We start from the raw sequence: 11,856 nt of genomic DNA on the forward strand, positions 1-11,856 counted from the left end.
TGGCGGGTGCGCGGATGCCCGGCGAAACGGAGCCGGTCGACGTCACGATCGTCGACGGCCGGGTCGCCGCGATCGTGCCGGCGGGCACCGCCGTCGATTTCGGGAGGAGCACAGCGCGACCGACCCCGAATACGGCCACGCTTCGCCCCACGTCCTCCCGAAATGACAACGACGCGGTGTCGCCGGAGGGTGTCGGCAGCGGTCCCGTCGAGCGCATCGACCTCGACGGACGCTGGGTGATCCCGGGCCTCTGGGACAACCACGTGCACTTCAGCGCCTGGGCCGCGGTCTCGCGCCGCCTCGACGTCTCGGCCGCGCGCTCGGCGGGCGAGACGGTGGCGCTGGTGCGCGAGGCGGTGGAGCGCGGCGCGGGGGCCGCGGGCAGCGTGAGCGCGACCTCTCTGTCGGGTATGTCCAGTGCTGCATCCGCGGAGGGCTCAGCGGGCGCGGTCGGGGCAGCGACCGGTGTACCAGCCTCCGTCGCCCGGGCTGGCGTGGGGGGCGACGGGAACGTGCTCGTGGGGTTCGGGTTCCGTGACGGGTTGTGGAGCGACGAACCGACCGCCGTCGCGCTCGATGCCGTCAGCGGCGACCGCCCGGTGGTGCTCGTGTCGGGCGACCTGCACTGCTGCTGGCTCAACTCGGCGGCACTGGCCCGGTTCGGCCGCGCGGGGCATCCGACCGGGGTGCTGCGCGAAGACGACGCGTTCGCCGTGCAACGGGCCCTCGACGACGTGCCCGCCGCCACCGTCGACGCCTGGGCGCTCGACGCCGCCCGCGCCGCAGCGGCCCGCGGCGTCGTGGGCATCGTCGACCTCGAGATGACCTGGAACCACGAGGTCTGGCAGCGTCGAGCGGCGGCCGGCCACGACCTGCTCCGCGTCGAGTTCGGCATCTACCCGCAACACCTCGACCGCGCGATCGCCGAGGGCCTGCGAACCGGCGACGTGGTCGACGACGCCGGGCTCGTGCGGGTGGGACCGTTCAAGGTCATCACCGACGGATCGCTCAACACCCGCACCGCCTACTGCTTCGACGAGTACCCCGGGCTCGAAGGCCGGCCGAACTCCCGCGGGCTCCTCACCGTGCCGCCCGCCGAGCTGCGCGACCTCCTGGAACGCGCGACCTCTGCCGGCTTCGTGCCCGCGGTGCACGCGATCGGCGACCATGCCAACCGCCTGGTGCTCGACGTCTTCGAGAGCGTCGGATGCGCCGGCTCGCTCGAACACGCGCAGCTGCTCGACCTGGCCGACGTCCCGCGCTTCGCGGCTCTCGGCGTGGTGGCGAGCGTGCAGCCCGAGCACGCGATGGACGACCGTGACGTCGCCGACCGCTTCTGGGCCGGTCGCACCGACCGCTCCTTCGCGCTCGCGAGCCTGCTCGAGGCCGGGGCGACGCTCGCGCTCGGGTCTGACGCCCCCGTCGCACCGCTCGACCCGTGGATCACGATGGCGGCCGCGGTCGGCCGCACCCGCGACGGGCGTGAGCCGTGGCATCCGGAGCAGCGCATCCCGGCCGAGGCCGCGCTCGCTGCGTCCACCCGCTCGGGCACGCGCATCCGTGTCGGCGCCCCCGCCGACCTCGCGGTGACGGATGCCGACCCGCTCGCGGCCGCCCCCGGTGCCCCCGGCGACGCCACCGCGGACGCCGCTCGCCTCCGCACGATGCCGGTCGCCCTCACCCTCCTCGCGGGTCGCCCCACCCACCGCGCCCTCTGAATCATCGAGTCGCCAAGACACGCCGTAATGCCTGGTGCGATAGCGGCGGAATCTGGCGATTCGATGGAGGGCAGCGCCGCACACGAAAAAGCGGGCGCCACCCCGGAGGGCGCGCCCGCTTTCGCGAGGGGGAGGAGCTACGCGGCGATGTGCGCGAAGAGGAACCAGCGGTCCTTGTCGAGGCCGCGAGCGATCTCGATCGCCACGTCTTGGCTGGTCTGGTCGATGGCGTCGAGTTCCTTCACCGCCTTGTTCACAACGGCGAGCGCCACGTCGATCTGCTCGATGATCGAGGTGATCATGGCATCCGAGGCGAGGAAGCCGGCGGGCATCTTGCCGGCGCCGGTCTTCTCGGCGACGGTCTGGATGCGGGCGTCGATCGGCAGGCCCAGGGCGACGACGCGCTCGGCGGCGGTGTCGGCGTAGTCCTGCGCGTGGTCGACGACCTGGTCGAGCAGCTCGTGCACGCCGATGAAGTTGGCGCCGCGCACGTGCCAGTGGGCCTGCTTGCCGTTCACGGCGAGGGCCTGGAGTTCGATGACCACCGGGCCGAGGAACTGCGCTGCGGCGGCGGCGACATCCGGGCTCGTGGTGCTGGTGGGGGTGGTGATTACCTCAGTCATTGGGTGTCCTTCCGATTCCCTATGCCTCAACGGTACTCAGCCAGAAAAATGCCGCAAGCAAGCTGAGGCTCGGCTAAATATCCTCGGAGGCCGGGAACGGGCGCCGGAAGTAGGCGTTCGAATTGGGCAGGTACATCGCCACGATCGCCACGATCGTGACCAGCGCGTGGGCGATGGCGGTGCCCGGGTTGCTGAGGAACTCGTAGTAGACCCCCACCAATCCGATGACGCCGAGCACGGTGAGGGTGTTGCGAGCCCAGACGCGGCCGCGCAGCATGAAGACCGCGGCCACGATACGGAGCACGCCACCAGGGCTATCAGGATGCCCGCCGTGACGAACAGCCCGACCAGCACGGCGGCCTCGGAGTCTTCGACCCCCACCACGAGAGGGATCGCGCCGGCGACGAGAGCGAACCCCAGCCCGCCGATGACCGACAGGATGGCCTCGGCGAGCCAGAGCCAGAACGAGATCTTCACCTCGAGTGGCGAGGCCTGCAGGGCCGTCTCGCCGGTGAACTCGGGGCCGGACAGTTCTTCATCGGACATGGCTCGCCTCTCGTCGCAGGTGTGCTGACGAGACTAGCGCTCGTCCCACTCCGTGATCGGCGTGGCGCAGGTGTTGCGAAAGACGTATTGCGAGGGCCGCTTGCGCTCGTGGCTCGACCAGTCGATCGCCGGCCGTTGCTGCTCGACCGGGAGGTAGCCCAGCCGGTAGACCGCCATCAGCTCGAGGTCGTCGGGAACGCCGAGCAGTTCCTGGATGAGCTCCCACTTTCCCGGCACCTCCATCGGGAAGGAGACGAACTGGATGCCCATCCCGAGTTCCACGGTGGTGAGCCAGAGGTTCTCCATCGCCGCCCCCATGCTGAACACGGAGTAGAACGAGGAGAGCTCGCCGGGGCGGTACTCGGCGCGGTCGAGCATCACGCCGATGAGCAGCGGCGACCCGGCCACGAGCTTGCGGTTCTCCTCCCCGAGGGTCTGCGGCACGCGGAAGGTGTTCATCATCCTCTGCCCGCGCGCGGTGAAGACCTGCTTCGTGAACGGCCGGAGAGCCGCGGGCAGCTTGTCGAAGAGCATCCCGCTGCGCTTCTCGGCCATCTCGGCGGCGGTGAAGCGGAAGTAGGGCTTGTAGCGCTCGAAGAAGGTGCCGTTCGACATCGCCTCGGTCATGCTCTCGCCGCTGATGCCGGCGATCCGCTCGATGGTGGAGCGGTCGTCGACGATCACGAAGCGCCAGGGCTGGCTGTTCAGCTGCGACGGCGCGCGACCGGCGACCTCCATCAGGAGGCGTTGGTGCTCCTCCGACACCGGATCGGGGCGGAACGGCCCGTTGGTCGTCTTGCGGCGGCGCACCACGTCGAGAAAATCCACCGGGCTACCTCCGGGATCGTGAGAAGGAGAGGATGAGGCTGGTCACGAAGAAGGGGGCGGCCGTCAGGGCGAGAGCGACGTGGCCGCGGGTGCGGGCGCTGACCCGGGGGATCGCCGCGAGCGGAGCGGCGGCCGGCAGCAACGCCAGCGCGGCCCGGTTGTCACCTGGGTGCCAAAGGAGGGAACTGCCGGCGGCTCCGGAGAGAGTCGCCGTGCTGATGTAGACGGCGTGATGAACCCAGCGGATGCGTCGCGTGTCGATCGTCCGCGTCGCCACGGCGAGACCCAGCGCGCAGTTCGCGAGGTAGCTCGCGGTCGCCGCGACGAAGAGCGGCCGGGGAGTCATTTCGTCAGACTACCGAACGCGGCCTCGGGGCTGAGCGGCGAATTCACCCCCGGATGCGGGTGCATTCCGCCTTTCCCAGTGCCACACTGGGAAAGGTGACGAATCTTCCACCCGGCCCAGGGCCCACCGACAATTCCGACGACGAGAACGACGGCTCGATTCCGCCCGTTCCGCCGCTTCCCGAGGAGCCGCAGCAGCCGGCGCCGGCCGCGGCTCCGCCAGCACCCCCGGCCCCGCCCGTGCCCCCGGTCGCTCCGCCGGCCCCGGATACGACGCCCACGACCGCGTATCCGCCCGTTCCGCCCGCGCCCCCGGTGCCGCCGGTCGCGCCTCCCGGAGCGGGCGCCTCCGGTTCGGATTCGCCGCCGCCTTACCAGCCGCCGCCCGCCTACGTGCCGCCGCCGGCTTATGCGCAGGCGCCCGGGCAGGTTCCCCCGGGCCAGGCCCCTCCCGGCCAGTACGGCCAGCCGCCCGTTCCGCCGCAGTACGGCGGCCCGCCGCCCGTCGCCCCACCGAGCGGCGTCAACGGCCTGGCCATCGCCTCGATCATCGTGGGCGGTGTCGCCTTCATCGGCGCGTTCATCCCGTTCCTCAACTACGCGGTCTGGTTCGTCGCCCTGGTGGGCCTCGTGCTCGGCATCATCGCCCTGGTGCGCAAGGGCCGGAGCAAGGGTCTTGCGATCGGCGGCACGATCCTCTCGGGAGTGGCCCTGATCCTCTCGATCGTGCTCGCGATCGTCTACACCTTCGGCTTCATCGGAGCGGTGAACCAGGCCATCGACGAGGGCTTGTCCACCATCACGCCGATCCCGATCGATCCACTGCCGAGCGACGACCCCTTCGCCACCGACGCGCCCGACGACGGCACGGATGACGGCTCCGGCGACGTGATCGCGGCCCAGTTCGGCCAGGTCGTCACCTACGACGACGGCATGGAGATCTCCGTCTCCGAGCCCACGCCGTTCACCCCGTCGGGCAACGCCGTGGGCACCGATCAGGCGGTGAACCTCCAGTTCACGGTCACGATCGTCAACGGCACCGCCGCCGACTACCAGCCGTTCTCGTTCTCCACCGTCACCTCAGGCGGCGTCGCCGCGAGCCTCATCATCGACCCCGACAACGGGATCCAGGGCCTGCCGCCGGTCGACTCGATCCCCGCGGGGCAGACGGTGACCTACGTCGAGGCCTATTCGGTCGCCGATGCGAACGACATCGTCTACGACGTGGCTCCCGGATTCGAGTACACCACGGCCCGCTTCACGAACTGAGGGCGGGCGGCTTCAGTCGCCCCGGGCTCCCGGTCGGCGGGGTGAGTTCGACTCACCTCGCCGACCAGCCCCCGTCCATCGTGTAGCTCGCGCCCGTGACCATGCCCGCGTCGTCGGAGGCGAGCCACGCCACGAGCGAGCCGACCTCCTCGGGCTCGACGAGGCGTTTGATGGCGCTCTCGGTGAGCAGCACCCGGCTGAGCACTTCCGACTCGGCGATGCCGTGCACGGCCGCCTGGTCGGCGATCTGCCGTTCGACCATCGGGGTGCGCACGTAACCGGGATTGACGCAGTTGCTGGTGACGCCGTGCGGCCCGCCTTCGAGCGCCGTGACCTTCGAAAAGCCCTCGAGGCCGTGCTTGGCGGCCACGTACGCGCTCTTGAAGGTGGACGCGCGAATCCCGTGCACCGACGACACATTGATCACCCGGCCGAATCCCCGGGCGTACATGTGGGGCAGGGCCGAGCGCACCAGGAGGAACGGCACTTCGAGCATCAGCGTGAGGATGCGGCGGAAGTCGGCGGGATCGAAATCCTGGATCGGACCGATGCTCTGCACCCCGGCGTTGTTCACCAGGATGTCGACCGGCGCGAGCATCTCCGCCAGCCGGTCGTCCTGGAGCGCATCCGGATCGAGCAGATCCACGGCCCAGGCGGTGCCCCCGACTTCGGTCGCCAGGGCCGCCGCCGCCTCATCGTCGCGATCGGCCACGACCACGTGCGCGCCGCGTTCCGCCAGCGCCCGCACGCTCGCGGCACCGATGCCGCTCGCCCCGCCGGTCACGAGAGCGTGGCGGCCCTGGAGGGGCAGGGCGCCGGGGTGGTAGCTCACGAGGATCGGCTTCCCGTCGTCTCGGAGGCTGCCCGGCGGGCGTCGGCCGCGTCGATGTCGCGGAGCGAGGCCCCGCGCGTCTCACGGAGGGTGAGAACGGTGACGGCCGTGATGGCGCAGGCGATCAGGATGTAGATCGCCACCGGCACCCAGGAGTGGTATTGCTGCAGCAGGGCCGACGCGATGATGGGCGCGAGCGAACCCGCGAGGATCGACGTGACCTGGTAGCCGAGCGACACGCCGGAGTAGCGCATCCGGGTGGGGAACATCTCCGACATGATCGCGGGCTGCCCGGCGTACATGAGTGCGTGGAAGCAGAGTCCCACGGCGATCGCCAGCACGATCAACACCGGGTTGAGGGTGTCGAACAGGGGGAAGGCGAAGAACGCCCAGGTGGCGCCGAGCACTGCGCCGGCGAAGTAGACGGGTTTGCGTCCGATCCGGTCGGCGAGTCGGCCCACCTGGGGGATCACGACGAAATGCACGGCGTGGGCGATCAGGAGCGCGAGCAGGAGCTGACTGGTGTCGTACTGGTGCACGGTCACGAGATACACGATCGAGAAGCTGACGATGATGTAGTAGAGGATGTTCTCCGCGAACCGCAGGCCCATGGCCTTCAGCACGCCGCCCGGGTAGCGCCGCACCACTTCGAGGGCGCCGTAGCGTGCGGCGCTCTCGGTCGCGGCGCGCGCCTCGAGGAAGATGGGTGCCTCGTTCACGTGGGTGCGGATGTAGTAGCCGACCAGCACGATCACGGCCGAGAGCCAGAACGCGACTCGCCAGCCCCAGCCGAGGAACTGGTCGGCGGGCAGGATGCCCGACATGGTCAGGAGCACCAGGGTGGCCAGGAGGTTCCCGACGGGAACGGCTGCCTGCGGCCAGCTCGACCAGAAGGCGCGTGAGCGGTCGGGGCTCTGTTCGGCGACGAGGAGCACCGCACCGCCCCATTCGCCGCCGAGGGCGAAGCCCTGGATGAAGCGCAGGGCGACCAGCAGCGCCGGCGCCCAGTAGCCGATGGTGTCGAACCCCGGCAGACAGCCGATCAAGAAGGTGGCGGCGCCGATCAGGAGGATCGTGACCTGCAGGGTGTGCTTGCGGCCCAGTCGATCACCGATCTGCCCGAAGACGATTCCGCCGAGCGGACGGGCCACGAATCCGACCGCGTAGGTGAGGAAGGCGGCGATGATGCCGTCGAGCTGGGTGCCGGCGTTCGGGAAGAACACCGTGCCGAAGACGAGGCTGGCGGCGGTGGCGTACAGGAAGAACTCGTACCACTCGACCACCGTGCCGGCCATCGACGCCATCACGACGGTCTTCAGACCTTTCGGGGCGGCCTCTGTCTCGCGGGATCGCCGCGCATCCGGGCCATCGGTGGTGAGGCGTTGGTTCACGCTCATGACTGCTCCTTCGGGGTCATCGTTGACAGGACGAGTATTCGTGCAGATCGATGCGTCAGCAATGGCCACTTCGTCGCAGGCGATGTGCATAATTGCAGATATGCCGCCTCGATCGCCCTCGATCGCCCACCAACCGCCCGACCCGCAGGATCTGCTGGTGCTGCTCGCGGTCGCCCGGAGCGGACGTTTCACGACCGCTGCGGCGGCTCTCGGCTTGAACCACACGACGATCTCACGGCGCATCGCGGCTCTCGAGCGGTGCCTGGGTGGGCGGGTGCTCACGCGGGCCGGCGGCGGCTGGCAGGTCACCGCACTGGGGCGCCAGGCGATGCGGGCGGCGGAGGGCGTCGAGTCGGCGATGGCGATGCTGGAGTCGGATCCTGCCGAATCGCCTCGGCTGTCCGGCGTCGTGCGCATGTCGGCCACGGACGGGTTCAGTGCCTTCGTGGCGGCGCCGGCGGTCGCCCGGCTGCAGGGGCAGCGCCCCGATCTCCGAGTCGAGATCGTGACCGTCACGCGCCGGGCGCTGCAGCACAGATTCGGTCTCGACATCGAGGTCGTCGTCGGGCGCCCCCAGGTGAACCGCGCCGAGACCTTCCTGCTCGGCGAGTACACGCTCGGCATGTACGCCTCGCGCGACTATCTCGAGCGCCACGGCGTGCCGGCGACGGCGGAGGAGTTGTGCGAGCATCCGCTCGTCTACTTCATCGACTCGATGCTCGAGGTCGACGACCTCGACGCACCCCGTCGGCTCGTTCCGACCATGCGCGACTCGCTGACGTCGACGAACGTCTTCGTGCACGTGGAGGCCACGAGAGCGGGCGCCGGAATCGGATTCCTGCCCTGCTTCGTCGCCGACCGGCACCCCGACCTCGTACGCCTTCTCCCGGATGACTTCGCGGAGAGGCTGGCCTACTGGATGGTGTTACGGCCGGACTCACTGGTCCTGCCAGCGGTCGCCGCGGTCGTCCAGGCCGTCCGCGACCAGACCAAGGGCATGTCCCAAGAACTCCTCGGCGGCGTCCCCGTGACACGTGAGTAGTGGCCCGCACATCGACGCCCACAACGGGCCGCTGCGACGCCGCAGGAGCGGCGGCGTCGCGAACAACACAGAGGGGATGACGGGAATCGAACCCGCGTGATCAGTTTGGAAGACTGAGGCTCTACCATTGAGCTACATCCCCGCGAGGGGCTTTCACCCCAGGCACCCGAACATCGTAGTACAGCTTCGGGGGTGCTGTGTGTCGGCCCTCGGGCGTGCAGTAGACTTGCCGAGGCCATTTCGCCGCCGGGGCGTAGCTCAGCTTGGCTAGAGCGCCCGCTTTGGGAGCGGGAGGTCGCAGGTTCGAATCCTGTCGCCCCGACACGACGCCGAACCTCACAACCATCAGGAGAGACCCCAACGTGAAGACCACGGTCGAAAAGCTCAGCCCCACGCGTGTGAAGATCGCCATCTTCGTCACCCCCGACGAGCTGAAGCCCAGCATCGATCACGCGTACAGCCACATCGCCGAACAGGTGAACATCCCCGGCTTCCGCAAGGGCAAGGTGCCGCCGCCCATCATCAACCAGCGCGTCGGCAAAGAGGCCGTGCTCGAGCACGCCGTCAACGACGGTCTCGACGGCTTCTACCGCGCCGCCGTGAACGAGAACGAGCTGCGTCCGCTCGGCCGCCCGCAGGCCGACATCGTCGAGTGGCCGAAGGCCGCCGACTTCTCCGGCGACCTCGAGCTCGCCATCGAGGTCGACGTGCGCCCCGAGATCGAGCTTCCCGACTACGAGGGCTTCGAGGTCACCGTCGAGCCCGCCGTCGTGACCGATGCGGATGTCGACGAGGAACTCGAGCGCCTGCGCAGCCGCTTCGGCACCCTCGTCACGGTCGACCGCCCCGCCAAGACCGGCGACTTCGCCCAGCTCGACCTGGTCGCCACCGTCGACGACGTGGAGGTCGACACCGCCTCCGGCATCTCCTACGAGATCGGCTCGGGCGAGCTGCTCGAGGGCATCGACGAGGCGCTCGACACTCTCACCGCGGGTGAGACCACCACCTTCGAGGCACCGCTCCTCGGTGGCGACTACGCCGGGCGCGACGCGCTCGTCACCGTGACGCTGAACGCCGTCAAGGAGCGCGAGCTGCCCGAGGCCGACGACGACTTCGCCCAGATCGCGAGCGAGTTCGACACCCTCGACGAGCTGAAGGCCGACCTCAAGAGCCAGGTCGAGAAGCAGAAGGCGTTCGGTCAGGCCTCCGAGGCCCGCACCAAGATCGTCGAGAGCCTGCTCGAGAAGGTCGACGTGCCGGTTCCGCCCGCGCTCATCGAAGACGAGGTGCAGCGTCACCTCGAGAGCGAGAACCGCCTCGAAGACGACGTGCACCGCGCCGAGGTCACCGAGTCGAGCGAGAACACCTTCCGCACGCAGATCCTGCTCGACGCGGTCGTCGACAAAGAAGAGGTCAAGGTCTCGCAAGACGAGCTCACCCAGTACCTCGTGCAGTCCTCCGCCCAGTACGGCATGGACCCGAACGAGTTCGTGAAGATCCTCTCCGAGTCGAACCAGATCCCGGCCATGGTCGCCGAGGTCGCCCGCAACAAGGCGCTCGCGATCATCCTGTCGAAGGCCAAGGTCGTCGACACCGACGGCAAGGCCGTCGACATTTCCGAGTTCACCACCCTCGCGGCCGACGACGAGGGCGAGAACCTCGTGGGCGCAAGCACCCTCGGTGCCGACGACCACGCCGGTCACGACCACGACCACGCGGGTCACTCGCACTAGACCTCGCGGCACGCCACGAAGGGCCCTCATCCGGTGACGGATGCGGGCCCTTCGCCGTTCCCGGCTCTGCCGACGGCGAACACAGCCCCCGCGGCCGGTTGCACCCAGTAGATTCAAACCACTGCAAGTGAATTGGAGCGACACACATGGCCGAAACGGCTCTTCCATCCAGCGTCTTCGACCGTCTGCTGAAGGACCGCATCATCTGGCTCGGGTCAGAGGTTCGCGACGACAACGCGAACGAGATCTGCGCCAAGATCCTTCTGCTCGCGGCTGAAGACCCCAAGCGCGACATCTACCTCTACATCAACTCGCCCGGCGGCTCGATCACGGCCGGCATGGCGATCTACGACACCATGAAGTTCGTTCCGAACGACATCGTGACCGTGGGCATCGGAATGGCCGCATCGATGGGCCAGTTCCTCCTCACGTCGGGCACCAAGGGCAAGCGCTACATCACGCCCAACGCTCGTGTGCTCCTGCACCAGCCGCACGGTGGCTTCGGCGGCACCGCGTCCGACATCCAGACCCAGGCCCAGCTCATCCTGAGCATGAAGCAGCGTCTGGCCGAGCTCACCGCAGCCCAGACCGGCAAGACCGTCGAGCAGGTCAACGAAGACGGAGACCGCGACCGCTGGTTCAGCGCCCAGGAGGCGCTGGAGTACGGGTTCGTCGACCACGTGCGCGAGTTCGCGAGCGACGTCATCGGCGGCGCGGGCACCGCGGCGGACCAGGCCTAGCCGGCACCGGATTCACGAGAAAAGGAAAAGGACTCATGGAGACCCCCACATTCGGTGCGAGCGCGTACGGCAACGGCACGACGCCCTCGAGCCGGTACATCCTCCCCAGCTTCGAGGAGCGCACGGCCTACGGCTTCAAGCGCCAGGACCCCTACGCGAAACTGTTCGAGGACCGCATCATCTTCCTCGGTGTGCAGATCGACGACGCCTCGGCCGATGACATCATGGCCCAGCTGCTCGTGCTCGAGTCGCAGGACCCGGATCGCGACATCGAGATGTACATCAACTCTCCCGGTGGCTCGTTCACCGCGATGACCGCGATCTACGACACGATGCAGTACGTGCGTCCGCAGATCCAGACCGTGTGCCTCGGCCAGGCGGCCTCCGCCGCCGCCGTGCTCCTCGCGGCCGGGACGCCGGGCAAGCGACTCGCGCTGCCGAACGCGCGCATCCTGATCCACCAGCCGGCCACCGGCCAGGGCGGCGGACAGGCATCCGACATCGAGATCCAGGCGCGCGAGATCCTGCGCATGCGCGAGTGGCTCGAGGGCACGCTCTCGCACCACTCGAACCGCACGCTCGAGCAGGTCAACAAGGATATCGACCGCGACAAGATCCTCTCGGCCGAGGAGGCGCTGGAATACGGCCTCATCGACCAGGTGCTCTCGTCGCGCAAGAACGTCCCCGCGCTCGTCAGCTAGAGAAGAACCCATCCGGGCCATGCCCGAAACGGACTGGTTGAGTGACAGCCGGGCCGTCCGCAGAATCTCCTTCTTCGCGGAC

12 protein-coding genes and 2 tRNA genes are annotated in these 11,856 nt (G+C 68.9%); 7 read left to right on the forward strand and 7 right to left on the reverse strand.

All coding sequences use genetic code 11. The features are described 5' to 3' along the window. Positions 1 to 14: 14 nt before the first annotated feature. A complete protein-coding gene (locus tag BLW00_RS14555) occupies positions 15 to 1,718 on the forward strand; it encodes an amidohydrolase (protein ID WP_092556136.1) in 1,704 nt (567 codons plus the stop codon). 137 nt (positions 1,719 to 1,855) lie between these two features. Here BLW00_RS14555 and BLW00_RS14560 read toward each other — a convergent pair whose 3' ends face one another. The 4 genes from BLW00_RS14560 to BLW00_RS14580 form a co-directional block, all read right to left on the reverse strand. After that, positions 1,856 to 2,341 carry a Dps family protein gene (locus tag BLW00_RS14560; RefSeq protein WP_092555385.1) on the reverse strand — a complete coding sequence of 162 codons (486 nt, stop codon included), beginning with the start codon at positions 2,339 to 2,341 and terminating at the stop codon, positions 1,856 to 1,858. Positions 2,342 to 2,414: 73 nt separating this feature from the next. Then, complete coding sequence (locus BLW00_RS14565; RefSeq protein WP_092555387.1) at positions 2,415 to 2,645, reverse strand: hypothetical protein; 231 nt, start codon at positions 2,643 to 2,645, stop codon at positions 2,415 to 2,417. A 275-nt stretch (positions 2,646 to 2,920) separates the two neighbouring features. Then, complete coding sequence (locus BLW00_RS14575; RefSeq protein WP_092555391.1) at positions 2,921 to 3,715, reverse strand: nitroreductase family protein; 795 nt, start codon at positions 3,713 to 3,715, stop codon at positions 2,921 to 2,923. A 4-nt stretch (positions 3,716 to 3,719) separates the two neighbouring features. Beyond that, positions 3,720 to 4,061, reverse strand: coding sequence for a hypothetical protein (locus BLW00_RS14580; RefSeq protein ID WP_092555393.1), 342 nt, complete (start codon positions 4,059 to 4,061; stop codon positions 3,720 to 3,722). Between the two features lie 95 nt (positions 4,062 to 4,156). Between BLW00_RS14580 and BLW00_RS14590 the strand changes: the two genes are divergently transcribed. Next, complete coding sequence (locus BLW00_RS14590; protein ID WP_139256724.1) at positions 4,157 to 5,329, forward strand: DUF4190 domain-containing protein; 1,173 nt, start codon at positions 4,157 to 4,159, stop codon at positions 5,327 to 5,329. Positions 5,330 to 5,381: 52 nt separating this feature from the next. Here the strand turns inward: BLW00_RS14590 and BLW00_RS14595 are convergent, their stop codons facing one another. After that, positions 5,382 to 6,161, reverse strand: a complete 780-nt coding sequence (locus tag BLW00_RS14595; protein WP_245741599.1) for a 3-hydroxybutyrate dehydrogenase — start codon at positions 6,159 to 6,161, stop codon at positions 5,382 to 5,384. Next, positions 6,158 to 7,558, reverse strand: coding sequence for an MFS transporter (locus BLW00_RS14600; protein ID WP_092555399.1), 1,401 nt, complete (start codon positions 7,556 to 7,558; stop codon positions 6,158 to 6,160). The genes BLW00_RS14595 and BLW00_RS14600 overlap by 4 nt, the downstream gene beginning before the upstream one ends. Positions 7,559 to 7,658: 100 nt before the next feature. Between BLW00_RS14600 and BLW00_RS14605 the strand changes: the two genes are divergently transcribed. After that, positions 7,659 to 8,600 carry a LysR family transcriptional regulator gene (locus tag BLW00_RS14605; RefSeq protein ID WP_245741600.1) on the forward strand — a complete coding sequence of 314 codons (942 nt, stop codon included), beginning with the start codon at positions 7,659 to 7,661 and terminating at the stop codon, positions 8,598 to 8,600. A 71-nt stretch (positions 8,601 to 8,671) separates the two neighbouring features. Here the strand turns inward: BLW00_RS14605 and BLW00_RS14610 are convergent. Continuing rightward, positions 8,672 to 8,742, reverse strand: a tRNA-Gly gene (locus BLW00_RS14610). A gap of 105 nt (positions 8,743 to 8,847) precedes the next feature. Between BLW00_RS14610 and BLW00_RS14615 the strand changes: the two genes are divergently transcribed. From BLW00_RS14615 to BLW00_RS14630, 4 genes are all read left to right on the forward strand, one after another. Beyond that, positions 8,848 to 8,922 (forward strand) — tRNA-Pro (locus BLW00_RS14615). 40 nt (positions 8,923 to 8,962) lie between these two features. Next, the gene (gene tig / locus BLW00_RS14620) at positions 8,963 to 10,333 is read left to right on the forward strand and encodes a trigger factor (protein ID WP_175494291.1); all 1,371 of its coding nucleotides are present in this window, start codon (positions 8,963 to 8,965) and stop codon (positions 10,331 to 10,333) included. 146 nt (positions 10,334 to 10,479) lie between these two features. Continuing rightward, positions 10,480 to 11,073, forward strand: coding sequence for an ATP-dependent Clp protease proteolytic subunit (locus BLW00_RS14625; RefSeq protein ID WP_092555405.1), 594 nt, complete (start codon positions 10,480 to 10,482; stop codon positions 11,071 to 11,073). 35 nt (positions 11,074 to 11,108) lie between these two features. Next, entirely contained in the window at positions 11,109 to 11,774 is a 666-nt protein-coding gene (locus BLW00_RS14630; RefSeq protein ID WP_092555407.1) for an ATP-dependent Clp protease proteolytic subunit, read from the forward strand. Positions 11,775 to 11,856: the final 82 nt, after the last annotated feature.

Source organism: Herbiconiux ginsengi (assembly GCF_900107435.1).
Lineage (GTDB): Bacteria > Actinomycetota > Actinomycetes > Actinomycetales > Microbacteriaceae > Herbiconiux > Herbiconiux ginsengi.